Origin of the sequence: uncultured Roseobacter sp., assembly GCF_947493125.1 — a bacterium.
GTDB lineage: Bacteria > Pseudomonadota > Alphaproteobacteria > Rhodobacterales > Rhodobacteraceae > Roseobacter.
In genome coordinates, this window is sequence record NZ_CANLQB010000001.1 from 734069 (window position 1) to 760411 (window position 26343).

Consider the following 26343-nt stretch of genomic DNA (forward strand, 5'->3'; position numbering starts at 1 on the left):
GCCGCGTCATGCTGCCGGATGTCAGGCCAAAACGCCGCAGTGTGATTGCGGCCTTGCTGATCGTACAATCTGCGCCATCTGGTTCCTCGCGGTAAAGACAGGACAGACGATGGTTTTGCAGATCACCCATCTGGCCAAGAAGTATGGTGCCGGACAGGATGCTGTCCTGCGGGATGTGTGCCTGCAGATGGCAGCGGGGGAGACGCTAGCGCTGGAAGGCGAGTCGGGCAGCGGCAAGAGCACTCTGCTGCACCTCGTGGCCGGATTGGATCGCGCGACAGAGGGCACCATAGAAGTCGAGGGAACGGACATCACGGGGCTGTCGGACGCAGCACTTGCGCAGATACGGCGCACAGTAGTCGGCTTGGTCTTTCAGCAGTTCAATCTGATCCCGAGCCTGACGGTGGAACAGAATATTGCGTTTCAGGCGCGGTTGGCCGAACGGTACGACGCCGCTTGGACCGGCCATCTGGCGCAGGTCATTGGTCTGGAGGCCCATCTCCAGGCTTATCCCGAAACCCTGTCCGGCGGGCAGCAGCAAAGGGTGGCAATTGCTCGCGCACTGGCTGCGAAGCCGCGCTTGCTGTTGGCTGATGAGCCAACGGGCAACCTGGATGAGACAACGGCGGACACGGTCTTGCAACTGATGCTGGAGAGTGCCGCGGAGAGCGGGACCGCGCTGCTGATGGTGACGCATTCACCTCGACAGGCCAGCCGAATGCAGCGACGACTGACCTTGACGCATGGCGTTGTGCGCCCGCGAGAGATGTCCGAGTGATGCGGCTTGGTCTGATTGCGCTGCTGTCGCACTGGCGACGCAACCCGTGGCAGTTGGTCACCCTGGTGGCGGGGCTTGCCTTGGCGACAGCGCTTTGGTCCGGCGTGCAGGCGATCAACGCCGAGGCGCGCGCAAGCTATGATCGGGCGGCGGATGTTGTCTCCGGTGGTGATCTGGCACAGATCCGGCGCGCGGATGGCGCGCCGATCCGCACGGCGGAATATGTCGCGCTTCGACGTCTGGGCTGGCAGGTGAGCCCGGTTCTGGAGGGCGACTTCACCGGCCCCTATGGCCGCGTTCAGCTCATTGGCATCGAGCCGATGACCCTGCCGCAGCGTGATCAGGCGGATGGTGCGTTGCAGAGCCCTCTTCAACCTGATGGAACAGAGCCTCAGGGCAATGTGGTCTCCGTCCATCCTGATGATGTTCGCGTCTTCGAAGGAAAAGACGTGACACTGCGGGTGCAGTCAGAACGTGTATCCGGACGGGCGCTGGCGGATATCGCCGTGGTGCAGGACCTGTTGGACCGGCCTGATCAGATTTCGCGGTTGCTCGTCGATCCTGTGCAACCCATCGGGCGTCCGGATTTGCCTTCGGATTATCGTTTGACACAAAGCAGTGGCGAAACCGATGTGGCCCGTCTGACTGCGAGCTTTCACCTCAATTTGACGGCCTTCGGACTGTTGTCCTTCGCTGTCGGAATCTTCATTGTCTATGGCGCCGTCGGCCTGGCGTTCGAACAGCGTCGCTCTGTGTTCCGGACGCTGCGCGCGCTGGGTCTGCCGTTGCGGTCTCTGATGGTGTTGCTGGCCATCGAGCTGGGTGTCTTTGCATTGGCCGCCGGCGCCCTCGGGGTCGTCCTGGGATACGTGATTGCTGCGACCCTTTTGCCGGATGTGGCCGCAACGTTACGGGGGCTCTATGGTGCGGATGTGGCCGGACAGCTGCAGGTGCGCCCGGCCTGGTGGCTGTCCGGTCTCGCTATGGCGCTGGCGGGCACAGCGGTGGCCGGGACCGCCGCGCTTTTCAAGTTGGCGCGATTGCCGTTGCTGTCCTTTAACCATCCCCGCGCAATGAGCATGCACGCAGGGGCTGCGGCGCGATGGCTGGCAATGCTTGCGATGGGGTTGTTTGCCGCTGGTGCCGTGTTCGCGCTGGTTGGCCAGGGCCTCTTCGCGGGTTTCGCGCTCTTGGCCTGCCTTCTGATCGGAGCGGCGTTCTGTCTGCCTGCACTGCTGTCAGCCGCGCTTCGGGTGGTTCAGCGTTGGCATTCCGGGCCGCTGGCAGAGTGGTTTTGGGCAGACAGCCGACAGCAACTGCCGGGACTGTCGATGGCGTTGATGGCGCTGCTGCTCGCGATGGCGGCGAACATTGGCGTCTCGACCATGGTGTCGAGCTTTCGGCTGACCTTCACCGGATATCTGGATCAACGTCTCTCGTCCGAGCTGTATCTGACGGCCAGCAGCCCGCAGCAGGCAGCGGAAATCGCCACATTTCTGGAAGAGGAGGATGCGGCGGTGCTGCCGATTGTCTGGCAAGACCTGCGTATCGGGGGGCTGCCAGCGGAGATCTACGGCATTCGTGATCACGTAACCTATCATGACAATTGGCCCTTGCTGGGCGCGCTGCCAGAGGTCTGGGATCGTTTGGCAGCGGGCGAGGGCGCCTTGATCAATGAGCAACTGGCCCGGCGCAATGGCCTGCAACCGGGCGATGACCTTGAAACGGGTGATCGCGTGCTGGGTGTTTACAGCGATTATGGCAATTCGGCCGGGCAAGTGGTGATTTCCCTAGCCGCTTTCCAGGAGCGTTATCCAGATGTACGCATTCAGCGCTTCGGAGTGCGGACGTCCGAACCTGAAGCTATTGGCGCCGCGCTGCGCAACCGGTTCGATCTGGAGCCGGATGCGCTGATCAACCAGGCGGATCTGAAGGCTCTTTCGCTAGCGGTATTCGAACGCACCTTTGCGGTCACAGCTGCGTTGAACTTGCTGACGCTGAGCGTAGCGGCACTGGCACTGCTGATCGGATTACTGACGCTTGCCAACCTGCGCCTGCCCCAGCTCGCGCCGGTTTGGGCCCTGGGGCTGACACGGCGGCATCTGGCAGTCCTGGAGCTTCTGCGCGCCCTGTGTCTCGCAGCGGTCACTGGCCTTTTGGCGGTTCCGCTGGGCTTGGCCTTGGCCTGGGTTTTGCTTGCGATCGTGAACGTCGAGGCATTTGGTTGGCGGCTGCCTATGTTCCTGTTCCCGGTCGACTACCTGAAGCTTGGCGGGCTGACGCTGGTGGCTGCCTTTATTGCGGCGGCCTGGCCCGCACTTCGGCTGTCGCGGACACCACCAGATCGTTTGTTGAGGGTTTTCAGCAATGAGCGTTAGGCTTCTGATCGCCAGCGTCTTGGCCGCGGTTCTGTCAGGCGGAGCTGCGATGGCGCAGAGCTTTGCCGGGCTGGGCAGCGATGCGGAGGGGTTTGCCATGCCTGAACGCGGCTATGTCTTCGACTTTCCCACCGACCACGGCCCACATCCCGATTTTCGGATTGAATGGTGGTACCTCACGGCCAATCTCACCGGTGAAGATGGAACCGCCTATGGGCTGCAATGGACCCTTTTCCGCAGCGCGCTGGCGCCGGAAGAGCGCGCGGGCTGGCGGAGCCCGCAGTTGTGGTTGGGGCACGCTGCAATAACCACACCCGAAGCGCACTACGTCGCCGAGCGGCGCGCGCGGGGCGGCATAGGTCAGGCTGGTGTGATTGCTGATCCGTTCGAGGCGTGGATCGACGACTGGCGCATGGCCGGCACCGATATGAAGAGGATGCAGCTGACCGCGACGGGACCCGACTTTGCTTACGACATGGACCTGGAAGCAACCGGGCCGCTGATCTTCCACGGCGAGGATGGGTACTCGCAGAAGTCGTCATCGGGCCGGGCAAGCTATTATTACTCTCAGCCCTTTTTCGAAATTTCGGGGACGCTGACGCTGCCCGAGGGACCGGTGGAGGTGACTGGCCAGGCGTGGTTGGACCGGGAGTGGGCCTCTCAACCGCTTGGCGCCTCGCAGGTGAGTTGGGATTGGTTCTCCATGGCCTTCGACAGCGGCGACCGGTTGATGGGATTCACCCTGCGTGACAGCGCGGGACCAGACTATACTGCCGCCACCTGGATCGAGCCGGATGGCACCACGACCGCCTTTCCCGATGGAGCGTTTTCCGCAAAACCGCTGACGGAGAGCCAAGTCGCGGGGCGAGAGATCCCGACACGCTGGCGCGCTTTTTTGCCTGAGAAGGGTGTGGATGTCACGGTCGATGCGATCAATCCGCAGGCATGGATGGAGACGTCAATCCCGTATTGGGAGGGCCCTGTAACACTCTCCGGAAGTCATCGCGGCCGCGGATATCTTGAGATGACCGGCTACTGACCGGAGAAGTGGTTATCAGCGCCGCAAAAGCTTCTACGCGGTCTTCGAGACCTGGCGCTTTGCGATAGAACAAGCGATCAGAGGGCAAGACATGAGCCTTTGGCGCAAAGTCATATCGTATGCGATACACGAACCGTTGCTGATATTTGCGTTGAGGGCAGGGGCCAACTCATCTTTTCACTGAAAGCTGCTGCCGATGCCGTCCATCCCAGGGATCGAAGCAGAAGTTACATCGCTTTGCTACACACCCGAGATTCTCGGGGGGGAAGACCTCAAGAGCCAAGAAAAGACTTGCGATGAAGATAAGGGGTCGCACCTCTCGCGACGCCTTTGCTGGCCAATCCTATCTTTGCCCCAACCAGGCAGCGGCTGCGTGAGGTAGCCTTCATCCGCTCGTGGACCCTATACAGGTTCAGACCAAGCTGGCACCGCTTTTGCGAATAGTGTTATCCCACCTCCAACAGATGAGACTACGTGCGTCGTGTCAGAGGGGAGCAAGTGATGGACTTTGCAGCGACTGAGGAACAGACCGCCATCTTTGAGATGGCCTACGCTTTTGGAAAAGAGCACATCGCCCCGTTCGCACAGGACTGGGAAGAGCAGGGCACAATCCCCAAAACACTCTGGCCCAAGGTGGCAGAACTGGGCCTTGCCGGGATTTACGTGTCCGAGACGTATGGTGGGTCGGGTCTCAGTCGACTGGATGCAACTCTGGTCTTCGAGGCCTTGTCGATGGCCTGCCCGTCAGTCGCCTCCTTCCTGTCCATTCACAATATGTGCGGCGGCATGATCGACAAATTCGGCTCTGAGGAGAGCAAGGCGCGGTGGTTGCCCCAAATCTGCAGCATGGAGACGGTGTTTTCCTACTGTTTGACGGAGCCGGGGTCTGGGTCCGATGCGGCGGCGCTCCGGACGCGGGCGATGCGGACAAATGAAGGCTATCGGCTCCAAGGTACGAAGGCGTTCATTTCGGGGGGCAGCTATTCTGATGCCTATCTGACCATGGTGCGGACCGGCGAAGATGGCCCGAAAGGTATCTCGGCTATAATCGTTGAGGCGGGCAGCGATGGTCTGTCCTTTGGCGGGCTTGAGAAAAAGATGGGGTGGCGGGCACAGCCAACGGCGCAGGTCCAGTTCGACGAATGCGCCGTACCAGCATCCAACCTGATTGGGGAGGAAGGGCGCGGTTTCACCTATGCAATGGCCGGGCTTGACGGTGGGCGCCTCAACATCGCTGCCTCGGCGCTGGGTGGGGCGCAGGCGGCGCTGGCCGCGGCTCTGTCCTACGCTGGTGAGCGCAAGGCATTTGGCAAGTCGATCGACCAGTTTCAGTCCCTACAGTTCAAGCTCGCGGATATGGAGGTGAAATTGCAGGCCGCGCGGGTGTTCCTGCGACAGGCGGCGTGGAAACTGGATCAGGCTGCGCCAGATGCCACGAAGTACTGCGCAATGGCAAAGGTTTTTGTGACCGATGTGGCCTTTGAGGTCGCCAATGACGCGCTGCAGATCCATGGCGGCTATGGTTACCTCGCGGATTACGGCGTTGAGAAGATCGTGCGCGATCTGCGCGTGCATCAGATCCTTGAAGGCACCAATGAGATCATGCGCCTGATCGTTTCTCGTCAGATGCTTGCAGAGCGTGCCAGCTAGAACCTTTACAAACCGGCTTCGCATTAAGTCTCGCTTCATAACTCTTTGCCATATCTCACGAGGTGATTGTCGCTGTCCTGGCTGATGATCACCGTATGAACGGCACAGGATCTTGATGTGACAGCACTCTACCGCACGGAGGCGCGCGCCCACCCCGAGCCAGCGAAACGCGTTCTGATTGTTGATGATTCCCGCTCAATGCGATCATGGTTGCGAACAGTTCTGTCTTCCGACCCGCGGCTTGAAGTCATCGGTGAAGCGGCAAATGCCATTGAGGCGCGTGACTTCATAAAGGCAAATGCCGTGGATGTTCTCACCCTGGATATCGAGATGCCGGGCATGAGTGGTCTGGATTTTTTGACCCGCCTGATGCGTGCGCGACCTATGCCGGTCGTCATGATGTCCAGCTTGACCGCTGCGGGTAGTGAGGCCGCAATCCAGGCGCTGTCACGCGGCGCCATCGATTGTATGGTCAAACCATCCTGCGCCTATGGCGACGAGTTGATGCAGGACATTTGTGAGCGCGTATTTCACGCAGCCTGTACCCGCCCATCGCAGTTGCAGATGTGGTTGCAATCGCAGAGCCCTGCAGCCGCCGCACCGTCGAATGCGCCTCCTGCCGCCTCTCGGATGCCATATCGTCGTGGGTCCCTCATCCTGATCGGTGCCTCCACTGGTGGCGTTGCGGCTCTGGAGACCGTTCTGCCGACACTTGATCCGCACGGGCCGCCCGTTGTCGTGGTTCAACACATGCCCGGAAACTTCCTCGCCAGTTTCTCGGAACGTCTCAATCGTCAAATGACGCAAAATGTATACTTGGCCCATGAGAACCGCGCCCTAGAAAGCGGGGATATCGTGCTCGCACCTGGAAATGATCAACATACCGAACTGCGGTATAGGGGCGGTAGCTGGTACTGCCGCTTCGTGCCGAATGATCCTCCGGCCCTTCACTGTCCATCGGTCGATGTGCTCTTTGCCTCTGCAGCGTCCGACGCACGGCATGTCTCGGCCGCTCTCCTCACGGGGCTGGGGCGCGATGGTGCAGAAGGTCTAATGAAGCTGGCGCAAGCCGGAGCAAAGACCTTCGGTCAGAATGAGGATACCTGCGTTGTTTACGGGATGCCGAAGGCTGCAAAGGCCCTGGGAGCGGTGCAAAACGAGTTGTCATTGGAGAAAATTGGCCCAGCCATTCGTGACAGTCGGGTTGCAAAGCGGCGTGACGAAACTCAAGGAATGGCAGAGCACTAATGGCGGGGCCGCGTATTCACATTACTCAAGGTGAGCAGGCCGTTGGGTCTGACCCCGACTTGGTGATCACGACCCTTTTGGGGTCCTGTGTGTCCTGTTGTCTATGGGATCCAGACGCCAGCGTTGGCGGCATGAACCACATGCTGTTGACGAGCTCGAATGCAGAGGATGGTGTTTCGCAGTTGCTTGGAGTGAACGCCATGGAACTTCTGATAAACGATGTCCTGAAGGAGGGCGGTGAACGGCGCCGCTTGCGCGCAAAGGCCTTTGGCGGCGCCCGTATGGTCGCAGGCCTCAGCGAGATCGGCCAGCAAAATAGTGCGTTCATCCTGAGTTTTTTGGAACGAGAGGGCATTGTTTGTGAAAGTCATTCTTTGGGAGGTGACACTGCGCGGCAGCTGATGTTCTGGCCTGCGTCTGGACGCGTGATGCAAAAGATCCGAAACGACGCACCCAAAGAAACCGCCGCGCAAGTTCGGGCGCCGGAACGCGCTGGAAACGATCTCGAACTGTTTTGAGCTTTGGCGAACGCCCAAGACATATTTCTAGGTTGATTGACTACTTCACAATTTGGACGTGGCCAGATATTTTGATTAACCGAGGGGTCCAACCTTTTTTGACAAGTCTGCAGCGTTTCTAAGGTGTATCCAGGTTAGGCAAAGACTGTGATGATGGGCGCAACCTACCTGAAAGCCCATCGCGCAGGATCCAGCCTAGTGGCAAAAAGGGGGACGTGGCCTTCTATTCGGGTGCACCAAGGGCGGCCTGAATACCAAACTGCACACCATCTGCGACGGCCAGTGTCGTCCGGTTAACTTCTTGGTCACCGCTCGACAGGTCAGTGACTGTGTCGGTGCGCGGGCGTTGCTCAGCAACCTGCCGAATGTCGATCGGCTTCTTGGGGGTCTCGACTATGACGCTGACTGTTTTGACAAGCGTTGGAAGAAAAAGACATAAGCGCCTGAGTTCCTATGCCTTAGGCGTCCCTAGTTTCCCAGACACATGCCTTCCCAAGTTTGCGCTGCCTTTCTTCATAGTCAACGGGCGACAGCGTGCCGTTATTCTTGTGCTTGCGCTTCGGATTATAGAAAAGATTGATATACACAAAGACATTGCGCCGCGCATTTTCGAGTGTCTTGTATTCCCTCCTCCTGATCTTCTCGCGTTTCAGAAGCTGAAAGAAGCTCTCCGCCACCGCGTTGTCATGGCAATTGCCTCTGCGGCTCACCGAGTGTTCGAGATTGTGTCCGCGTCGGAAAGCGACCTATTCTCGACTGATGAACTGAGCGCCCTGATCTGAATGGACTAGCAAACCCGCAGCGGGCTTTCTCCGCCAGATCGCCATCAGCAATGCCTGCACAGCGAGCTCCGAAGCTTGGCGTGACTGAACAGCCAATCCGACAACTCAACGCGAGAAGAGATCAATGACCACGCAAAGATATGTGAAGCCTTCTTGTGTCGTCAGATAAGTAATATCTGTTACCCACGCACGATCCGGCGCACCGACTGAAAACTGACGATCAAGGATATTGTCCGCCGCGATGGATGGCTTGCCGCCATAAACTCCGAGCTTCTTCCTGTAACCGATCTGTGCCTGAACGCCTGCAATCTGGGCCTATCGCGCAACGCGGTTCTCAGAGACGGTCTCCCCCAGTCGATCAGATCATCGTAGGTCTTGCGATAGCCATCGACCGCGCCGCTATCCCTCTACGCCGTCTTGACCAGCTTGATCTGACGCTGATCTTCAAGCGCACGCTGGTTTAACGGTTGCTTAACCCATGCTTATAAGCCGCTTGGATGAACGCTCGGCATCTAGCATAGAACATGGACATGATGTTGCTGACGATGCGCGTCGATGAACGCGTACCTCACTTTGCATCCCTGGCGAAATACGCGGTAGAGCCTTTTGAATGTCGCGCTTCTCCGTGACGTGAGGCAACTCTTTCTTAAGCCGCCTGACTTCTCCCTCCTGGTCAGTCTGCCTCTGAGGCTTCGAGAATTGCGCTATCCAAGTGTACAGCGACTTCGAGCTGATCCCGAGCCGCTCGGCCATCCTTGACGGAATATCCACGTTCCGTAATCTGAGCCACAGCGTCGATCTTGAACTCATCTGAGTAGCGAATTTGACCCGACATTTGCATCGTCCTTGGCTTCCAAAATTGCCAAGCAAGGCGTCTGCAAATCTAGGGGCGCCTCAGTCAAAGCAACGCAAGGCAGCTGCCAGACACTGAACACAGCGCTACAAAAAGCACAACCGGATCAAGATCATGTTGGACAGCCTCGAGGACTGTCGGCGCATGGCAACCCGATACGAGAGAGGTCTGAGGATTTTCCTCCCCGCAATTACTCTCTCTAAAGCCGACATCAATTAGCTATGTTCTCTGAGAAAGGAATACAGGAAAGGAATTCAACGTCAAATAATAGTTCAGAACAAGTCTACTTCGTTATGACTAGCACGCGACGCTCTGATATTACCAACTCCATCACAATAAAGTAAGGTCTGTGTCGCCTCCAGTTTAAGTTTCTGGGATATGCGCTCTATGTCATGATCTGTAAATGAGGTCTTTTGGGATTGCCCAATTAGCAATGTTAACAATGCCAAGTCTTCTAAGGACTGGCGTAAGAAATCCAATGTTTGTAAGTCAGCTATCGTCTTGTGATCGGCCGCCCGATCTGCATTGATAGCTGTCCCGATTGCCTGCTCCAGATCGAAAACCTGCGAAGCTAGCCTATCAAGGTGGGCAGAAATCCGAGTTTGCAGCATCAAAAATCGTTCCGTCGGTGCACAAGAGGAAGGCATCTACAATCGACCCACGACGGCTTCGATACAGTTTCTCAAGTCAGCCTGCTCGAATGGCTTCTTTAGATAGTTGTTCATACCGAGTTTCTTTCCGTGGTCGATAATCTGTTGTTCAGCACGCCCAGTTATCAGAATGAAACCAACACCCTTCGTCTTTGGACCACTCCTTAGTTGATGCAGTAGGTTGAGCCCATCCATCTCAGGCATATTATAGTCGGATATCACCAAATGAACCGGATGAGTTGACAGTGCTTTCAAAGCGTCAACGCCATTTTCGGCTGTTGATACGTTTCGAATGCCAAAAGCATCTAGAGCCTGCGTGATAAGGCCCCGACTCGTCGACATGTCGTCCACCACCATTATCCTTATTTGGTCTCTTAGCGACATACTTTGACTTCCTCTGACTGTGTTGGAGCGTTGTATTATGCAGATACAGGGCGATATGTAGTTGGGCCACTGGTCCTAAAACCAGCAACTTCTGGTTCAGCTATTCGTTCGGAATGACCTAGGAATAGATAGCCATCCGACTTTAAGATGTTGTGGAAGCGTGGCCACAAATTATTCTGTGTTTTTAGATCAAAGTAGATCACAACATTTCGGCAAAATATGACATCCATTTTCTGCTTCATTGGCCATGATGAGAGCAAGTTAAGTTCCCTAAAGGTGATAAGGTCCTTCAAAGCCTTATTGGGATAGTAAAAACTTTCCGGCCCCTCGACTTCCTTAGAGAAGTACCGATCAAGGTCGTGATTTGGGATACCTGATGTGAGGCGTTCCGGATATCTTGCCTCATTGGCAAACTTTATGACGTTTGCGTCGATATCAGTTGCAAGAATGCGGACGTCGAAATCAGATACCGCGGGATCGACTTGAAGAAGTGTCATCGCGATTGATAATGCTTCCTGCCCATTAGAGGCGCCTGCCGACCAAATACGTACTTTTTTTCCCGCACGCAAATCCGGTAACATCTTTTGCTTCAAAGCTTGACTTAAAACGTCGAAATGATGCTTTTCCCTAAAGAAGTGGGATACGTTCGTCGTAAGGGCGGAAATCATGTGACGCCGCTCTTGTCGGCCCGCTTCTGAGCATACAAAGGCGCTGTAGTCTTCGAAGTCAGGTATGTTTAGCGCTCGAAGACGATGGCGCAAGCGCGATTGAATCATCGATGTTTTTTCAACGGCGAGCTGCAGTCCGCTCTCACGATACGCCAGTTGCGCGATCGCATCAAAACTCTCTGCGGTTATTCCGTTGTCGCTTACTTGACCTTTCATTATGCCGCGTCGCTTTGAACAGAGGTTACGATAGAGCTGAGATCCAGGACACGTATCATACGTTCGTCAATCAGAGTTAACGCGCTGACGACGTTTGGAGAATTGCTTGTTTGCAGTTCCGGCGGAGGCTGCAGATCTTCATCAGTCAATGCGATTATGTCAGAGACGGCGTCAACGAGGAGGCCGGTCATAACGTCATCATGATTGACAACAATAATGACGTTTCTATCGGTTTGTCTTTGCGGCTCGAGGCCGAGGCGTTCGGACAGATCCATGACAGGCAGAACTGTACCACGGAGATTTATAACGCCTTTCATGTAGCTCGGCGCGTGCGGCAGTGGTGTCGTCTTGGTCCATCCCCGAATCTCGCGCACCGACATTATGTCCAATGAATATTCTTGATCTGCGAGTTGGAAGGTCAGCAGTTCTATTGCAGTGGGTTTTTCCTTTTCGCTCATGCCGTTTGTCCTGTGTTAGCTGGTGAAACCGCAACTCCCGATGAGCTGATTGCATTGGTGATGATGTCCGAGGTGTCGAGGATCAATGCAATCTGCCCATCACCGAGAATGGTGGCGGCTGCGATCCCTGGTGCCCGATAGAAGCTATCATCCAGACCTTTGATGACGACTTGGCGCTGATCTTGAATGCTGTCGATTATAAGCGCGGCACGACCACCATCTTCATGCGCGATTAGCAGCACCACCGAGCCCTCATGATCATCTACCGGTTCGCGATAGCCGAGCTCTTTGCCGAGGTCGAAAAGCGGGACGAAACCACTTCGAACACGCACCACATGCGAGCCGGGTCGAACCATTTCGACATCTTTGTTCGTCAATGTCAGCGTTTCGATTACGACATTAAGCGGGAGAACGAGGGTTTCGTCTGCTACTTGAACAACCATCCCATCAAGAACGGCAAGAGTCAGGGGCAAAGAGATCGAAAATGTTGTGCCTTCGCCCGGTATTGAAGAAATCGATATGCGACCACCCAACGCTTGAATCGATGTTCGGACGACATCCATGCCGACGCCGCGTCCTGAGAGATCCGACACCACGGAGGCCGTTGAAAAGCCTGGCAGAAAGAGCAGGTTGTCTATCTCTGTATCCGAGAGGGTTGCGTCAGCGGAGATGAGGCCTTTGTCTATTGCAATCTGCAAAACCTTTGGGCGGTTGATGCCGCCGCCATCGTCGGAGACTTCGATGACAACGCGACCGGAGCGATGGGCAGCTGTGAGGTTCACGCGACCCTGTTCCGGTTTACCAGCCGCGATACGTTCTTCCGAGCTTTCGAGACCGTGATCGACTGCGTTGCGGATCATATGGGTTAGTGGATCTGCCAACCGCTCGATCACAGTTTTGTCGACTTCTGTGCTCTCACCCTCAGTCATGAGGCGGACGTCCTTATTCACAGCAGCGGAAGCTTCCCTAACAATACGGGACATGCGCTGGAACAGGGATTTTACAGGCTGCGCCCTGATCATCATCACGCTATCTTGAATGTCCCTGGTAAGACGCTGGAACTCTTCAAGACCATTCATCGCGTCGGAGTGAGGAGAAAGACCAGAGCGCTCGAGACTTTGTGAGAGCATCGCCTGATTGATGACCAGTTCGCCGACCAGATTTACAAGTCGCTCGATGCGATCGAGATCGACGCGAACAACCGATTTCGCCGCAGCTGGAGCCCCTTGCTTTGCCGCGCTTGGCTGCGTTTTCTGCGCCATCTGCGGTTTGGGGTCCAGTTCCTGTGCCGCGTCGGCCTCTTCAGGGCCCGGCGGTTGTGGTGCGACCGCTTGTGGTGCTGTTTCTTCGGATTCGTTTTTCACATTCTCGGAGATTGGCTCGGCAGGCTTGGCCGCTTGAGGCAGATCAGCCGGCGCTACCTCATCAGAATTCTTTTTTTTGATGTCCAAGGTGCAAAGACCGTCGACAAATTCGAAGGCAGCGGCGATCTCAGCCTCTTCGACATCCGTCTCGATTTCGACGGTCCAGGATAAGTAGGAGGTCTCGGCTGCAAGGGTGTCGAGGTCGGGCAGATCGTCCAGGTGACAGGTGACTGTACATTTGCCGAGCTCGTCGAGCGCACGCAACATATGAAATGGTTCGTTACCCGTTTCGAAGAGGTCGTTGTCCGGTTTGAAACGAACGATAAAGCCCTCAGGGGCGGCAACCGGCAATGAGTCCAGTGGCGGCAGGTCTGGCACATCTGAATCTTCGTCTCCGCCCAAGTCGAGATCGAGCGAGAGCGTGGCCGGCTGGAAGTCGATCTCTTCCTCCTCGGCTGCTTCGTCTTCCTCTTCAATACCGGCGTCGCCAAGCAGGCCGTTCAGTGATGCGAGAAGACTTGCTGTTTCGTCGTCCGGAAGGTTTCCATCATCGCGGCTAATCCGAACAAGATCGGATAGATGGTCCGCACATTGGAAGAAAATCTTTCGTGCGTCGGAGTCAGGAGACATGCGACCCGCACGCACTTCGTCCAAGACCGTTTCAAAACGGTGTGCGAAACGCACGAGTGCCTCGAGGCCGAATGCCCCGGCGCCGCCCTTGATGGAGTGAACCGCTCGAAAGACGATATTGATCGTTTCCGGGTCCTCGTCGCCGTCATCGAGCGCTTGCAGGCCATCTTGGAGCGCCTCCAGAAGTTCTTCACATTCGATGAAGAATGACGCGCGGATTTCGGCCATTGGATCATTGGAATCAGACATAGGGCTCCCCGTTATCCAGCAACCATCTGCAGCGCCTTGATCAGCTTGGTCGGATCGAAGGGCTTGACGATCCAACCGGTGGCGCCGGCGTCACGGGCACGTGCCTTGAGTTCTGGTGCGGCTTCGGTCGTAAGCACCAAAATTGGTGTCGCACGATGCTTGTCCTGACCGCGCACCGCGTCGATGAAGCCAAAACCGTCCATGCGCGGCATATTGATGTCTGTAATGATCGCATCGGGCTCGATGCCTTCGAGCACCTCGATGCCGTGCACGCCATCATCGGCCGTGTGCACATTGAAGCCAGCGGGCAGGAGGGCGAGGCGGATCATGTCGCGCATTGTGCGGCTGTCGTCGACTGCAAGTATCTCCAAGCTCATGTGCGACCCCGTGCAATCGTTTCCGGCGTCATGCCCATTACCCGCAGTTGATCGGTGACGCGATCGGTGGCGTTGATGACAGACACGGATCGACCAGCGGCTACTGCTGTGGTCGCCGCGGCCAGCATCACTTGCAAGCACAATGCACCGAGGTGTTTGACTTCAGACAAGTCCAGGATCAGATCACCCTCTGTCTGCGCTTTCAGTTGCGTCTTCAAGGCTGATGCGGCAGGTAGGTCGAGGCGGGACGCGAGGACGATGGGTTCACTCATTGCGCTGTTCTCCGACTCTTGGAATCTTGCGGGTGCATCGCTCTCTCCACATCAACTGATCTCTCGAATGGAGGCGTTGTAGAGCGCAGGATGTTAAGACTGCGTTACTCGCAAAAAAACTTTTTGCCGATTTGAAGAAACGTTTGATTTCGACGATAGGGACAGTGCCTAAGCACTAAAAAACCCGGCTCCTTTGGCCGGGTTTTATTGCTAGTCTTGTCCCCTGGTCAGGCCCGGCGTCGGCGCCCGCCTGTGCGTCCACTGCGGCCACGACCTTCCTGTCCCGGTTTAGGTGGTTCCTTGTTGAATTCGATCCAGGCGCCACCGTGCGGGTCGTTATCGGTCAGGAAATTTGCAGCTCGAATCGCCTCCATCTCTTTGCCGGGGCGAGGCTTGGTGGAGCCGAGTCCCGTAAGTTGACAGAAGAGTTCGAGATCCATGTCGTCGGGGACGGCGACGCCGGCGGCGGCGAGCTCCGCGCGTTTGGCCTCGATCCTGGCCGCCGAGACGGGCAAGGCCACCGGGTTCATGATCGCCGATGTCATGCCCGCACCCATGGCCATCGGCAGGAACGCGTTGTTGATGCCGTGCCGATTGGGCAGACCAAAAGAGATGTTCGACGCGCCGCAGGTGGTGTTCACGCCAAGCTCTTCGCGCAGGCGGCGGACCAGTGTGAAGACCTGGTTGCCCGCCGTGGCCATTGCGCCGATGGGCATAACCAGCGGGTCGACGACGATATCATGCGCGGGAATACCGAAATCGGCAGCGCGCTCGACGATCTTCTTGGCCACGGCAAAGCGCACGTCCGGGTCTTCGGAGATGCCAGTGTCGTCGTTCGAGATAGCGACGACCGGTACATTATACTTCTTGACCAGCGGCAGCACGATTTCGAGCCGCTCCTCCTCGCCCGTCACGGAGTTCAGGAGAGGGCGTCCTTCGCAGGCTGCAAGGCCCGACTCCAGCGCGCCAGGCACGGAGCTGTCGATGCAAAGCGGAACATCGACGATGGCCTGTACCCGCTCGACAAGCTCTTTCATCAGCGGGGGTTCGACAAAGTTGTTGTCCGCATATCGACTGTCTTCCGACATCTTGTTGGTGAAAACGGCGCCGGAGTTGACATCCAGTACAGTCGCGCCCGCTGCCACCTGCGCCAGTGCATCTGCTTCGACCGTAGAGAAGTCACCAGCTTCCAGCTCCAGCGCAAGCTTTTTGCGGCCCGTCGGGTTGATCCGTTCGCCAATCACGCAGAAAGGCTGATCAAAGCCGATGATCGCGGTCTTGGTTTTGGATTCGACAATGGTACGGGTCATTCAGATGTCCTTGGATCAGGCGTTTGCGGGGGCAGTGGCCGCGCCACCGTTGTCGATGGCCCAGGTGGCGTTAGTCTTGATGCCGCCCAATGGGAAGAAGTGCACATTGGTGATGTTGAAGTCCGGATTGGCTGCCTTGTGTGCGGCCAGCGCGGCGACGACGTCGGTGGGTTCGTAGGGTAGCAGCAGCTTGGTCACATCCATCGCGCGTTTCTGCAGGACCTTCAGCGAGGGGCCGACACCACACGCGATGGCAAATTTGATCAGGGTCTGGAGTTTCGCGGGGCCCGCGATGCCGATGTGCACTGGCAATGTGATGCCCTGCGCCGCCAGAACATTTGCCCAAGCGATGATCGGCTTGGCATCGAAGGCGAACTGCGTGGCAATTGCCATCTTGGCATCTGTGCGGCTCTGGAAGTCGTTTTTCCACTTCAGCGCAGCGGTCACATTTGTCATCGAGCCATCGGCATCGATGTCGCGGTTCCCCTCTGGGTGTCCGGCCACATGCAGCCGCTCAAAGCCCGCCTTGTCGAAGAGGCCGGTCTCCATCAACTGCATGGAGCTGTCAAAATCGCCGTATGGTTTCGCCACGCCACCGGCGAGCAGCAGCGCCTGTTTCACATCCGCCTCACCCTGATAGCGCGCAATCCAGTCGGCGAGTGTCGCTGTGTCCTTGATGATCCGTGCGGGGAGATGCGGCATCACCGGGTAGCCATCGGCGTTCAGGCGCTTGGCGGTAGCGACCATGTCTTCGATGGGCGTGCCTTCAATATGCGCGATGTAGACGCGCGTGCCTTCGGGCAGAAGATCGCGGAAATTCTCAACCTTCTCGGCGGTGCGGGGCATCACCTCGATGGAGTAATCCTGAAGAAACGCTTCAACCTGGGGATTGGCCGGTATCGCGGCGGGCGCGCCTTTCTTCTTGAAGTTCAGCAGAGCCATCAGACGGTCCTTTCGGGTCAGAAGAGGGTCGAGAAACCGTGGCAGGGGTCAGGCCCAGCCATCGTTGTTGATCAAGGCCTTAATGCGCTCGCGGTCATATTCCGCGTCAAGCCGCGCAGCTTCGGCATCGGCGATTACATCCGGATCGCCCTCTACAGCGACGGGATCGGCCTTGCGCCACTCCGCCAGATAGGCATCCGTGTCCTCCGCGCCAACCTTCATCGCCGCCCGGTCAATCGCCTGCTCAAACCGCTCGGGCAACTGTCGCTTGGAGCCACGCCGCCCTTTGCCCACGATCACCTGGGCGGGAATATCGCGCCAATAAACAATCGTAACGTCAGGCATCGGCTGATTCCCCTTGATCTCTTCGCGCCTGTCTATCGGCTGCGGCGTCATTTTCGAGGCCGGATTTCGACAGAACACGCGTTGTCCGCGACGCGCAGGGTGTATCGTATCCGCTCGATTTTCGCGAGAGCATCGCGCCGCCAAAATCCTCATGAAGACTGTGAGGTTCATACCAAAGGCGGCATATCAGAGCCTGCGGGAGCGCTTGCGCCACTGACGGTCTGGCACTACTCTAGCCCCAACTCGAAACGAAAGGCGCGAAAGATGGCGCCACAGCGTCCCAAAGGTGCGGGCGCGCTCGAAAAAAAGACGGCTCTGAGCCCCGCGCCAGTTCCGCCCCGATCCGGTGAGCTTTATGCCGCACTCGATCTGGGCACAAACAGCTGCCGTATGTTGATCGCCCAACCAAAGGGCAATGGTTTTCATGTGGTCGACAGTTTCTCCAAATCCGTACAGCTTGGTGCGGGGTTGGAGAAAACCGGGCGCTTGTCGCGCGGATCCATGACGCGCACCATTCAGGCCTTGCGGATTTGCCAGCAGAAGCTGCGGCGGAACAAGGTACGGCGGATGCGGTTGGTCGCCACCGAGGCCTGCCGCCGGGCACTGAACGCGCAGGACTTTCTGCGCCGCGTTCAGCGCGAGACGGGGCTGCTGCTGGACATCATCAAACCGCAGGAAGAGGCGCAGCTCGCCGTGATCTCCTGCGCACCGCTGGTCAGCCGCAACACCGAGAACCTGCTGGTCGTGGATATCGGTGGCGGCTCGACGGAGCTGGTCTGGATTGATCTCACCGATGTGCCGCGCAAGGACAGGCCTCAGTCCATCATGCGGCTGCATAATGGGTTCAAGCAGGTCATGACGGATCTGCCGCAGGCGCGGGTGGTCGATTGGATCTCCGTGCCGTTGGGGGTGGCAACGCTGCGGGATCAGTTTAATGACGTCGAGGATGATGCAGCGCGGTTCGCGCTTATGAGCTGGTTCTTTGAAGAGAACCTGTCGGATTTTGCACCCTATCACGACACACAACCGCATGAGAAATTCCAAATCGTCGGCACGTCGGGCACCGTGACCACCGTGGCAGCGAGCCATCTCGGGCTGAAACGCTACGACCGCACTAAGGTCGATGGGCTGCATATGACGTCGGACCAGATTGACCGCGTGATCCGCTCCTATCTGGCTCTGGGGCCTGCGGGGCGGCGGGCGGATCCGCGCATTGGACAGGACCGGCAGGCGCTGATCATGTCTGGCTCGGCGATTTTGCAGGCGCTCATGCGATGCTGGCCGACCGATCGTTTGTCGGTGGCGGATCGTGGGCTGCGCGAAGGGCTGCTCTACGCGCAGATGAATGCGGATGGCGTGCTGGAAGACGGAGAGTTCTGATGGCCAAGACCCCAAGCGGAAAGAACACCTCAGGACGCGGACAGCGCGAACTGAAAGTGAAGGTCAAATCGGCGCGCGGGCGCAAGCTCAGCTCCACCCGTTGGCTGCAACGGCAGTTGAACGATCCTTATGTGAAGCGCGCAAAAGCGGAAGGCTATCGCGGGCGCGCCGCCTTCAAGATTATGGAACTGGACGACAAGTACCGGTTTCTCGTGCCGGGTGCGCGAGTGGTGGACTTGGGCGCCGCGCCAGGCGGGTGGTGCCAGGTTGCAGTGAAACGTGTGAATGCGCTGGGGGAGAAGTCCGGTAAGGCCGTGGGCACGATCCTGGGGGTCGACCTGCAGCAGATGGAGCCCATCGCAGGCTGCAAGCTGTACCAGCTCGATTTCATGGAGGATGACGCGGACCAGAAGGTGAAGACCTGGCTCGGCGGCAAGGCTGATGTGGTGATGTCGGACATGGCGGCAAGCAGTTCGGGCCATAAACAGACCGACCACCTGAGGATCATTGCGCTCTGCGAGGCTGCGGCTCATTTTGCCTTCGACGTTTTGGATGAGGGCGGAACCTTTGTCGCCAAGGTTCTCGCAGGGGGTGCCGAGAGCGAATTGCAGAAGCTGCTGAAGCAGCGATTCTCCAAGGTTTCGAACATCAAGCCACCCGCATCACGGTCCGACAGCTCGGAAAAATTCGTTGTGGCAACGGGGTTTCGGGGGTGAATTGAGCGCTTTACCCCCCGTTAAAGAAGTTCAGCATAGCGTGAGCGCAGACCTGCGCCAATTGAGCGCACCAACGCTGAAAAGGACCTAATTGATGCTCCGCAAGATTGCCCTCTCCCTGCCGATGATTGTTGCCGCCAGCTTTGCGAACGCGGTTGACGCACCTCCCGCCATGAAGGCGTTTGTTGAATCCGACATCATGTCGTGGGCGCAAAGCGCGCAAGTGATCGATGCGATCAATGCCCAGAACGTCGAGACAGCCGGAGCCTCTGCGGCTCAAATCGAAGAATGGGATGGGCAATGGCGCGCGCAAGTGGGTCAAGCAGATCAGCCGCTCATTGCAGAGGTGATGGGACGCCCGCTGTCTCAGTTCCTGGCTGAACAGGTGTCTGCCTCCGGCGGTCGCATCACAGAAATATTCGTGATGGATGCGCTCGGCCTCAACGTGGCAGCAAGTGACGTGACCTCGGACTACTGGCAGGGCGATGAGGACAAATTCTCAAAGACCTATAGCGTCGGCCCCGATGCGGTCTTTGTCGATGAGGTGGAATTCGACGAGAGCTCTCAGACCTATCAAGGTCAGGTCTCTGTCTCGCTGTCGGACCCCGCAACCGGAGAGGTAATCGGCGCGATGACCATTGGCCTGAACGCGGAAGCCTTCTTTTAATCAGCGGTACGGATCAGGCTGAGTATCGGCCCTTTACCATTCGGGCCGTCATTAAGACCTGCTTGCGCTGATCCATATGCAATCCGACTTGGCCCGTCTTCTCTCAAGGCGGGCCTTCGTTATTCTTATGCAGCTTTCTTCCAAGCGGTTTGACAACATCCACCGAGGCTCTGCTTTGGAGACGATTCAAGCAGCCTCAGACGTGTCTCACCTCTCTACCCAAATACGGCTCATGCGCCTATAAGAGAGCAGCGTTGATTTGCCACGCCATATTCGGCGATGGGCTCGGACGATATCCAATCCCATTCACGAACGCATCTCCAAGGACGGGAACCGATTTCAGCTCGCTGGTGCAACGCATGCCCTCGTGATGCCCCAGTCGGTGTGAACGAACCCATTTCGCGCCCGGCCAATACTGGTCTATGGTCGAGCGAAAACAGATTGGGCCCGGCAAAAACAGGACCGGCGTCTCGCATGGGGGTGCGGACCATAGAAAAGTCTCTCTTTCAATTCATTTGGAAGCACTCGAAGCGTGATCAGCTGAAACTTCTTCTGATCACAAGCCTGTTGTTTCCCTTTCTGTACCTGACGCTCGAATTGCCGAAGCGGATCATCAATGATGCGATCGGCGCGCAGAGCTCTGAGGTTAGAGTTTTGGGCGTCGAGTTCACGCAGCTTGGCTTTCTGTTTCTTCTCTGTGCTGCGTTTCTGGCAGCGGTATTGGCCCATGGCCTTTTGAAGATGCGCATCAACACGATGAAGGGCATCTTGTCGGAGCGCCTGCTGAGGCGCCTGCGCTATACGCTGATCTCGCGCATGCTGCGGTTTCCAAAGGCCTATTTCCGACGGACCTCTCAAGGTGAGCTGGTTGCCATGATCACCGGCGAAACCGAGCCGATGGGCGGGATGATGGGGGATGCGCTCACCCAGCCTGTGCTGCAGGCTGGGCAGATGCTGACCATTCTGGTGTTTCTCTTCCTGCAAAGCCTGTGGTTCGGCATGGCTGCAATCGCGCTCATTCCGCTGCAAGCCTGGCTGATTCCGAAATTGCAGCGACATATCAACCTGATGAACAAGGAGCGGATCAAGGAGGTCCGCCACCTCGCGGCGCTCATCGGCGAAAGCGCCGCGGGCGCATCCGAACTGCGCATACACGGCGGCTGGCGCTATCGCCTGTCCGTGATCAGCCATCGGCTTGGCCTCATTTTTGGCATTCGTCTGCGGATCTACCAAAAGAAATTCTTCATGAAGTTCCTGAACAACTTCATCACGCAGTTGACACCCTTCTTCTTCTTCTCGGTTGGCGGCTATCTGGTCATCGACGGCGCGGTCTCTCTGGGTGCGCTGGTTGCCGCATTGGCCGCTTACAAGGATCTCAGCTCGCCCTGGAAGGAGCTGCTCGCCTTCTACAATCAGGCGCAGGACATGAGCCTTCGTTGGGAGACCGTGACCGAAAAATTTTCCCCCAGCGGAGCGGTGGACGAGCACCTCATACACGGTACGCCGGATGATATCCCGCGTCTGGATGGCGCCGTTGTACTCAACGGTGTGACGGTGACCGATGCAGACGGCAATCCGGTGCTCGATGATATCTCAGCGAGGTTCGAGGCCGGAGCGCTTGTGGCCATTGACGCACCCAGTGTGGAGGACCGACAGGCGCTGTCTGATGTGCTGACGCGTGAGGTGACGCCTGCGTCCGGTCAGATCATCATCGGAGATCACCCGTTGTCCACGGTGCACCAGTCCGTCCTAGCGGCAAGGATTGGGCATGCGCAGCGGGCACCGGTTCTTTTCCGCGGAAGCCTTGAAGACAACGTCATGACTGCTCTGAAGCCGCACCCTAGCGGACAGTTGGCCGACGACATCAGGCAACAGGCGGAGGAGAGTGCTCGTGCAGGTAATAGCTCTGATCCGATGCAGGCAGAGTGGCTGACGCCTCAACTCGCCGGCGTGAGCGCGCCAGCTGAATTGCATGCCTGGTGGCAAGATTTGCTTGATGCCATGGGAGCAGCAGACGCCTTTTACCGGCGGGCGCTGGATCAAAGCGTCGACACGGCAACCAAGCCCGATCTCGCCGATGCGTTGGTTTCAGTGCGGCCAGAAGTCTGGGAGGCCGTCCGGCGTGCCGGATTGGACCGCCATGTCTACAGGTTCGATCCCGATCTCTACAACCCCGCCTTGCCGGTGACGAGCAATCTGCTCTTTGCGACCATGCGTAGATCCCTGACCCAAGCGGAGCTTGCGGCGCAATCCGACCTTTTTGATTTGATCCGCACGCTTGGGCTTGAGGCCGATTTGCTTGAGCTGTCAAAGGACGTGATCACAATGCTGCACCGCATCTTCGGTACCGATGGAACCGAGCATCCGCTCTTCCGAAAACTCGGTCTGGATCCGGAGCTTTTCGAACGATCGGTTTCTTTGGTGCGGGGCGGTCCGCTTCAGAAAGGCAAAACGCTCAGCGATACCGACAAGACGCTGCTCATGACGGTGCCTGCACAGATTTCGGCGGAGCAGATCGGCCCGGCATTTCCGGAAGAGATGCAGGCGCGAATCCTTGCGTTGCGCCAGGCGAACGGTTTCGACGCAGGCGGCGCTCTACAGGCGCTGTATGCGCCTTTGACACCCGACAGCATTGCGCCCGGCCTGTCGGTTCTCGAAAATGCGCTTTTTGGAAAAATCTCGGACAGTGCAGGTGGGCGCGCTGATGAGCTGCGAAAAATCACCGCAAAGGTTCTGGACGGGGCCGGACTGCGAACGCCGATCACCGAATTGATCTACGAGCTGCCGCTCGCTCTCGGTGGTGCGGACTTGCCCGGGATATTCGCCGAACCGCTGGCCATCAGCCGTGCGGCGATCAAAAGGCCCGATATCCTGATCCTGGATAATGTGCTCAATGGGGAGCAAGCCGGGCACCGATCGTCAGCCTTGCGCAGAATGCGTGCCGTGTTGCCCCGGACGACCATCCTCTATCTTGGCGATAATTTCGACAATTTCGATGATTTCGACAGTCACCTGGAAATCCGACAAGGGCGGATGATATCGGCGGGCGCAGCGGCTTCGGGCCTGGATGACAGCGTGGCCAGTGCCGACCTTTTGCGCAAGGTCCGCGCGCTCGAGACGACGCCGCTTTTTTCAGGACTGAACCGAAAGCAACTGCGCCTGCTTGCCTTCGGCGCTCGGTGGTTTTCAGCGGCTGAGGGCGATGTGATCTTTCACAAGTCCGACATGCCGACCGATGGTGCTTACATGATCTTGTCGGGGGAGGCGGTCCTTTACCATCCTGAACCAAATGGTGGGGGCGCACCGGTGGCAGAAGTCGGGCCGGGGACCCTGGTCGGGGAGCTTGGCGTGATCCGCAACGTGCCGCGCGCCCTGACGATGCAAGCCAAGACCGAGGTAAAGGCCTTGCGTTTGGGCTCGGAAGAGCTCTTGGCCGTGATTGAGAATGATGCGGCTACGGCATTCAAGCTGCTGCAGGTGGTGGCTGGATATACAGCGTGAGCCAGGTTGCCTGGAGATCAGGGCCCAAGGCGACGCGCGCCTTGGGCCAGTGTTTCAGTGGGCGAACTTCTTGATCTCTCCTGAGCGGAGGCGCTGGGAATAAGACCGCAGCTCTTCCCGTACGATTGACATCAGGAAATAGAGAGCCGTGATGTTCACCACGGCCATCGCGAAGATCGCGGCATCGGAGAAGTCGATGACCGGGCCGAGGCTTGCGGCAGCACCGATGACGATAAAGATGCAGAAGATGATCTTGAACGTCAACTCGGAGGTTTTGCCCTCACCGAAGAGATAGGTCCAGGCTTTCAGCCCGTAATAGGACCAGGAGATCATGGTCGAGAAGGCAAAGAGCACCACGGCGAGCGCCAGGATGTAGGGGAACCAGCTGATGCCAGAAGCAAAGGCCGCAGACGTCAGCGCCACGCCGGAGTTGCCGTCGACAGTGGCGATGGCGCTGCCTGCTTCGTTCAGCACGTAATTGCCGGTGTCAGCGTCAATAATCAGCTGCTGGGAGATGATGATGACGAGCGCTGTCATCGTGCAGATGACCACCGTGTCGATCAGCGGCTCAAGCAGCGAGACGAAGCCTTCGGTGATCGGCTCTTTGGTGCGCACGGCGGAGTGCGCGATCGCCGCGGAGCCGACGCCAGCCTCGTTCGAGAAGGCCGCCCGCTTGAAGCCCTGGATCAGCGCGCCGACGAAGCCACCCGCCACACCAAGGCCGGTAAACGCACCTGCGAAGATCTGGCCAAAGGCCCAGCCGATCATGTCATAGTTCACGATCAGGATGACCAGCGCCGCGCCGACGTACATGATGCCCATGAAGGGCACGACCTTCTCGGTCACGCGGGCGATGGACTTGATGCCGCCCACGATGACGGCGAAGACCACGGCGGCAAAGATGATGCCCGTGATCCAGCCGGGATAGTCGCCCGTGATCTGGGTGATCTGCGCATGCGCCTGATTGGCCTGGAACATGTTGCCGCCACCCAACGCGCCAAGGATACAAAAGACCGAGAAGAGTATCGCGAGGATGCCGCCTCCCGGCAGTCCGCGTTCCTTGAAGCCTTTCGACATGTAGTACATCGGGCCGCCGGAGACAGTGCCATCGGGGTACTCGTTGCGGTACTTTACGCCGAGCGTACACTCGGTGAATTTCGACGCCATACCCAAGAGGCCGGCGAGGATCATCCAGAATGTCGCCCCCGGGCCACCAATGCCGACTGCCACGGCGACACCCGCAATGTTGCCAAGGCCCACGGTACCAGACAGCGCGGTTGCTAGCGCCTGGAAGTGGCTCACCTCGCCTGCATCGTTCGGGTCGGAATAGTCCCCCTTCACCAAGGCAATCGAGTGTCCGAAAAAGCGCAATTGCACAAAGGAGAAATAGATTGTGAAGATGGAGGCGGCGACCACCAACCACAGCACAATCCATGGAAAGCTGGTGCCGGGCAGCGGGGCGAAGATCAGGTTCACGAAGGGACCTGTAAACTCCGCAAACATGGTGTTAACCTGTTCATCGAGTGTCATGGCTTCCTGGGCCCGAGCGGGCGTAGCGGCGCCTAAAGCAGCACCAGCCATGAGGCATTTCTTCAATAGTGTCATGGTTCTATCCCCTTATCCAATGACCGTGACCGGTACCGTTGCACTCATCACGAGATTTGCCGTAGAGCTGCCGAAGAGACGCTTTGTGATACCGCCTTCGGATGAGCGGCAGACGATAATCTGATGTCCGCCTTCTTTCTCGCAGATGCTGTTCAGCGTGTGAGCAACGTCGCCGTGACGCACGATGCCGGTCGCCTTCATCCCGTTCTTGCGCAAGGCTTCGACGGCAGGCGTGACGACGCGCTCCTGCGCGGTGGAGATTTCCTCTTCTCGTCTTTTGTGTCGCTGTGCGTTTTCTTCAGCGGTCTGGAACGAGTAGGGGGACCACTCGATCACGTAGGCCACAACGAGTTCACAGTCCTCGATCCTGTTGGCAAGGTCCGTGGCGAAGCGGAGAGCGCGGTCACCCGACCCCTCCCCATCCAAGCCAATCACCAGTTTGGTTGTCATTTTCTGTCCCTTTTTCTTCCTGGTCGTCTTCTTATGTGTCTCATGTTCAACGCAGACGTGTGCTTGGGCAAATGATTAGTTCATACTCACTTTGCCAAAGGTCTGTCCGCATGTCGCATTCTTGCGCGAAAGCACCAGTTTTTTGCCCTCGAATTGAGTAATTCTGAGCCAGATGTCCTGAAATGCGACGCCTTCGCCAAAGAAATGGCTGCAACAGTGTGTCAGGTCCGCCGGCGAGTATTGGCTCTAAAATGTAACAAAAACACGTGAAACCATAGGAAGCGCACCCGACCTATCGGGCTGGATTGCTCTTGGGATGGTGGACCAAGGCCGCTAGGAGTTGATCTGGAATTCAGGCTTTGACGCGAAAGTGGCACAGAGACCGGGAGGCGATTGCAAACACTCCCGCACGAAGTTTTTGTTCAGTTGTCTGCCCGCTTTGCTGTTAACAAACAAGCGCGGCATCCCATGCGGATTTTTTATGGGAATCGATGGCGTCTGTCGTTCATCTGATTGAACTGGGATAGTGAGTACGCGAGATTGAGCAGCCGAAGCATCTGCTGGATTGACCATTGAGGCTTCGCGTAGCCGGCGGATCTCAAAAACGGCAACCCTACGAAGAACCGGATTGCACCCCAGTCTCACCAAGTGCGGTTTCGGAACAATAGTGGCGCGGCACATCGCTTCTCATTTTTGCCGCCTGAATGGCAGTAACGGTTTTGAACAAGCCAGGTGCGCTAGAAACCTTTCACTGGCTATTATGGGAATGTCATCGCAAGTTGTCGGCAATTTTATCTGTTCCGAATACACAGCAGCTTTCGAGCCCGTCACCGCATTGATCAGCCGCACTTGAGTGGTCCAATTTGATTGTTAGTGCATGACCGGCCTTTGGTCCATCTGGACGATGGTTTCA

21 protein-coding genes and 2 pseudogenes are annotated in these 26343 nt (G+C 57.6%); 11 read left to right on the top strand and 12 right to left on the bottom strand.

Translation table 11 applies throughout. From position 1 onward, the window contains the following. The first annotated feature begins 109 nt into the window (after positions 1–109). From Q1A71_RS03705 to Q1A71_RS03735, 7 genes and pseudogenes are all read left to right on the top strand, one after another. Positions 110–778 (top strand): ABC transporter ATP-binding protein, encoded by a 669-nt coding sequence (locus Q1A71_RS03705; protein WP_299671884.1) that lies wholly within the window; start codon positions 110–112, stop codon positions 776–778. Beyond that, positions 778–3156, top strand: a complete 2379-nt coding sequence (locus Q1A71_RS03710; RefSeq protein ID WP_299671886.1) for an ABC transporter permease — start codon at positions 778–780, stop codon at positions 3154–3156. Before Q1A71_RS03705 ends, Q1A71_RS03710 begins: the two co-directional genes overlap by 1 nt. Beyond that, entirely contained in the window at positions 3146–4195 is a 1050-nt protein-coding gene (locus Q1A71_RS03715; protein WP_299671888.1) for a lipocalin-like domain-containing protein, read from the top strand. The genes Q1A71_RS03710 and Q1A71_RS03715 overlap by 11 nt, the downstream gene beginning before the upstream one ends. 501 nt (positions 4196–4696) lie before the next feature. Continuing rightward, a complete protein-coding gene (locus tag Q1A71_RS03720) occupies positions 4697–5845 on the top strand; it encodes an acyl-CoA dehydrogenase family protein (protein WP_299671890.1) in 1149 nt (382 codons plus the stop codon). A gap of 117 nt (positions 5846–5962) precedes the next feature. Then, a complete protein-coding gene (gene cheB, locus Q1A71_RS03725) occupies positions 5963–7093 on the top strand; it encodes a chemotaxis-specific protein-glutamate methyltransferase CheB (RefSeq protein ID WP_299671892.1) in 1131 nt (376 codons plus the stop codon). 131 nt (positions 7094–7224) lie between these two features. Beyond that, positions 7225–7611: a chemotaxis protein CheD gene (locus Q1A71_RS03730; protein ID WP_299671894.1), complete on the top strand. Its 387-nt coding sequence runs from the start codon at positions 7225–7227 to the stop codon at positions 7609–7611. Between the two features lie 141 nt (positions 7612–7752). Continuing rightward, positions 7753–8017 (top strand): annotated as a pseudogene (locus Q1A71_RS03735) (IS5/IS1182 family transposase); the annotation flags it as partial. A 52-nt stretch (positions 8018–8069) separates the two neighbouring features. Here Q1A71_RS03735 and Q1A71_RS03740 read toward each other — a convergent pair. From Q1A71_RS03740 to Q1A71_RS03785, 10 genes and pseudogenes are all read right to left on the bottom strand, one after another. Continuing rightward, positions 8070–9228: pseudogene (locus Q1A71_RS03740) on the bottom strand (IS3 family transposase). Positions 9229–9893: 665 nt separating this feature from the next. Beyond that, positions 9894–10280, bottom strand: a complete 387-nt coding sequence (locus tag Q1A71_RS03745; RefSeq protein ID WP_299671896.1) for a response regulator — start codon at positions 10278–10280, stop codon at positions 9894–9896. 35 nt (positions 10281–10315) lie between these two features. After that, positions 10316–11164 carry a protein-glutamate O-methyltransferase CheR gene (locus Q1A71_RS03750; protein ID WP_299671898.1) on the bottom strand — a complete coding sequence of 283 codons (849 nt, stop codon included), beginning with the start codon at positions 11162–11164 and terminating at the stop codon, positions 10316–10318. Beyond that, positions 11164–11622 carry a chemotaxis protein CheW gene (locus Q1A71_RS03755; RefSeq protein WP_299671900.1) on the bottom strand — a complete coding sequence of 153 codons (459 nt, stop codon included), beginning with the start codon at positions 11620–11622 and terminating at the stop codon, positions 11164–11166. The genes Q1A71_RS03750 and Q1A71_RS03755 overlap by 1 nt, the downstream gene beginning before the upstream one ends. After that, positions 11619–13865, bottom strand: a complete 2247-nt coding sequence (locus Q1A71_RS03760) for a chemotaxis protein CheA (RefSeq protein WP_299671902.1) — start codon at positions 13863–13865, stop codon at positions 11619–11621. The genes Q1A71_RS03755 and Q1A71_RS03760 overlap by 4 nt, the downstream gene beginning before the upstream one ends. Before the next feature lie 11 nt (positions 13866–13876). Then, on the bottom strand, positions 13877–14242 hold the full coding sequence (locus Q1A71_RS03765; RefSeq protein ID WP_263844384.1) for a response regulator: 366 nt from the start codon (positions 14240–14242) through the stop codon (positions 13877–13879). Continuing rightward, positions 14239–14514: an STAS domain-containing protein gene (locus Q1A71_RS03770; protein WP_299671906.1), complete on the bottom strand. Its 276-nt coding sequence runs from the start codon at positions 14512–14514 to the stop codon at positions 14239–14241. Before Q1A71_RS03770 ends, Q1A71_RS03765 begins: the two co-directional genes overlap by 4 nt. Positions 14515–14741: 227 nt before the next feature. Continuing rightward, a complete protein-coding gene (locus Q1A71_RS03775) occupies positions 14742–15824 on the bottom strand; it encodes a methyltetrahydrofolate cobalamin methyltransferase (protein ID WP_299671908.1) in 1083 nt (360 codons plus the stop codon). A 15-nt stretch (positions 15825–15839) separates the two neighbouring features. Next, entirely contained in the window at positions 15840–16766 is a 927-nt protein-coding gene (locus Q1A71_RS03780) for a methylenetetrahydrofolate reductase (protein ID WP_299671910.1), read from the bottom strand. A gap of 48 nt (positions 16767–16814) precedes the next feature. After that, complete coding sequence (locus Q1A71_RS03785; RefSeq protein WP_299671913.1) at positions 16815–17111, bottom strand: virulence factor; 297 nt, start codon at positions 17109–17111, stop codon at positions 16815–16817. A gap of 264 nt (positions 17112–17375) precedes the next feature. Here Q1A71_RS03785 and Q1A71_RS03790 point away from each other — a divergent pair, with 264 nt between their 5' ends. The 4 genes from Q1A71_RS03790 (at position 17376) to Q1A71_RS03805 (ending at position 23375) form a co-directional block, all read left to right on the top strand. Beyond that, positions 17376–18491 carry a Ppx/GppA phosphatase family protein gene (locus tag Q1A71_RS03790; RefSeq protein ID WP_299671915.1) on the top strand — a complete coding sequence of 372 codons (1116 nt, stop codon included), beginning with the start codon at positions 17376–17378 and terminating at the stop codon, positions 18489–18491. Further along, positions 18491–19207, top strand: a complete 717-nt coding sequence (locus Q1A71_RS03795) for an RlmE family RNA methyltransferase (protein ID WP_299671917.1) — start codon at positions 18491–18493, stop codon at positions 19205–19207. The genes Q1A71_RS03790 and Q1A71_RS03795 overlap by 1 nt, the downstream gene beginning before the upstream one ends. Before the next feature lie 94 nt (positions 19208–19301). Further along, entirely contained in the window at positions 19302–19874 is a 573-nt protein-coding gene (locus tag Q1A71_RS03800; protein ID WP_299671919.1) for a hypothetical protein, read from the top strand. Positions 19875–20441: 567 nt separating this feature from the next. Continuing rightward, positions 20442–23375 (top strand): ABC transporter transmembrane domain-containing protein, encoded by a 2934-nt coding sequence (locus Q1A71_RS03805; RefSeq protein WP_366140215.1) that lies wholly within the window; start codon positions 20442–20444, stop codon positions 23373–23375. Between the two features lie 54 nt (positions 23376–23429). Here the strand turns inward: Q1A71_RS03805 and Q1A71_RS03810 are convergent, their stop codons facing one another. Both Q1A71_RS03810 and Q1A71_RS03815 read right to left on the bottom strand, forming a co-directional pair. Next, positions 23430–24980, bottom strand: coding sequence for an alanine/glycine:cation symporter family protein (locus Q1A71_RS03810; RefSeq protein WP_299671923.1), 1551 nt, complete (start codon positions 24978–24980; stop codon positions 23430–23432). A gap of 12 nt (positions 24981–24992) precedes the next feature. Beyond that, complete coding sequence (locus tag Q1A71_RS03815) at positions 24993–25430, bottom strand: universal stress protein (RefSeq protein ID WP_299671925.1); 438 nt, start codon at positions 25428–25430, stop codon at positions 24993–24995. Positions 25431–26343: the final 913 nt, after the last annotated feature.

Coding starts and splice junctions, on each gene's coding strand:
- Q1A71_RS03790 (WP_299671915.1), top strand. CDS start 17,376: ATGGCGCCACAGCGTCCCAAAGGTGCGGGCGCGCTCGAAAAAAAGACG.
- Q1A71_RS03765 (WP_263844384.1), bottom strand. CDS start 14,242: ATGAGCTTGGAGATACTTGCAGTCGACGACAGCCGCACAATGCGCGAC.
- Q1A71_RS03760 (WP_299671902.1), bottom strand. CDS start 13,865: ATGTCTGATTCCAATGATCCAATGGCCGAAATCCGCGCGTCATTCTTC.
- Q1A71_RS03815 (WP_299671925.1), bottom strand. CDS start 25,430: ATGACAACCAAACTGGTGATTGGCTTGGATGGGGAGGGGTCGGGTGAC.
- Q1A71_RS03785 (WP_299671913.1), bottom strand. CDS start 17,111: ATGCCTGACGTTACGATTGTTTATTGGCGCGATATTCCCGCCCAGGTG.
- Q1A71_RS03710 (WP_299671886.1), top strand. CDS start 778: ATGCGGCTTGGTCTGATTGCGCTGCTGTCGCACTGGCGACGCAACCCG.
- Q1A71_RS03745 (WP_299671896.1), bottom strand. CDS start 10,280: ATGTCGCTAAGAGACCAAATAAGGATAATGGTGGTGGACGACATGTCG.
- Q1A71_RS03705 (WP_299671884.1), top strand. CDS start 110: ATGGTTTTGCAGATCACCCATCTGGCCAAGAAGTATGGTGCCGGACAG.
- Q1A71_RS03795 (WP_299671917.1), top strand. CDS start 18,491: ATGGCCAAGACCCCAAGCGGAAAGAACACCTCAGGACGCGGACAGCGC.
- Q1A71_RS03755 (WP_299671900.1), bottom strand. CDS start 11,622: ATGAGCGAAAAGGAAAAACCCACTGCAATAGAACTGCTGACCTTCCAA.
- Q1A71_RS03715 (WP_299671888.1), top strand. CDS start 3,146: ATGAGCGTTAGGCTTCTGATCGCCAGCGTCTTGGCCGCGGTTCTGTCA.
- Q1A71_RS03770 (WP_299671906.1), bottom strand. CDS start 14,514: ATGAGTGAACCCATCGTCCTCGCGTCCCGCCTCGACCTACCTGCCGCA.
- Q1A71_RS03800 (WP_299671919.1), top strand. CDS start 19,302: ATGCTCCGCAAGATTGCCCTCTCCCTGCCGATGATTGTTGCCGCCAGC.
- Q1A71_RS03810 (WP_299671923.1), bottom strand. CDS start 24,980: ATGACACTATTGAAGAAATGCCTCATGGCTGGTGCTGCTTTAGGCGCC.
- Q1A71_RS03780 (WP_299671910.1), bottom strand. CDS start 16,766: ATGGCTCTGCTGAACTTCAAGAAGAAAGGCGCGCCCGCCGCGATACCG.
- Q1A71_RS03750 (WP_299671898.1), bottom strand. CDS start 11,164: ATGAAAGGTCAAGTAAGCGACAACGGAATAACCGCAGAGAGTTTTGAT.
- Q1A71_RS03720 (WP_299671890.1), top strand. CDS start 4,697: ATGGACTTTGCAGCGACTGAGGAACAGACCGCCATCTTTGAGATGGCC.
- Q1A71_RS03775 (WP_299671908.1), bottom strand. CDS start 15,824: ATGACCCGTACCATTGTCGAATCCAAAACCAAGACCGCGATCATCGGC.
- Q1A71_RS03730 (WP_299671894.1), top strand. CDS start 7,225: ATGAACCACATGCTGTTGACGAGCTCGAATGCAGAGGATGGTGTTTCG.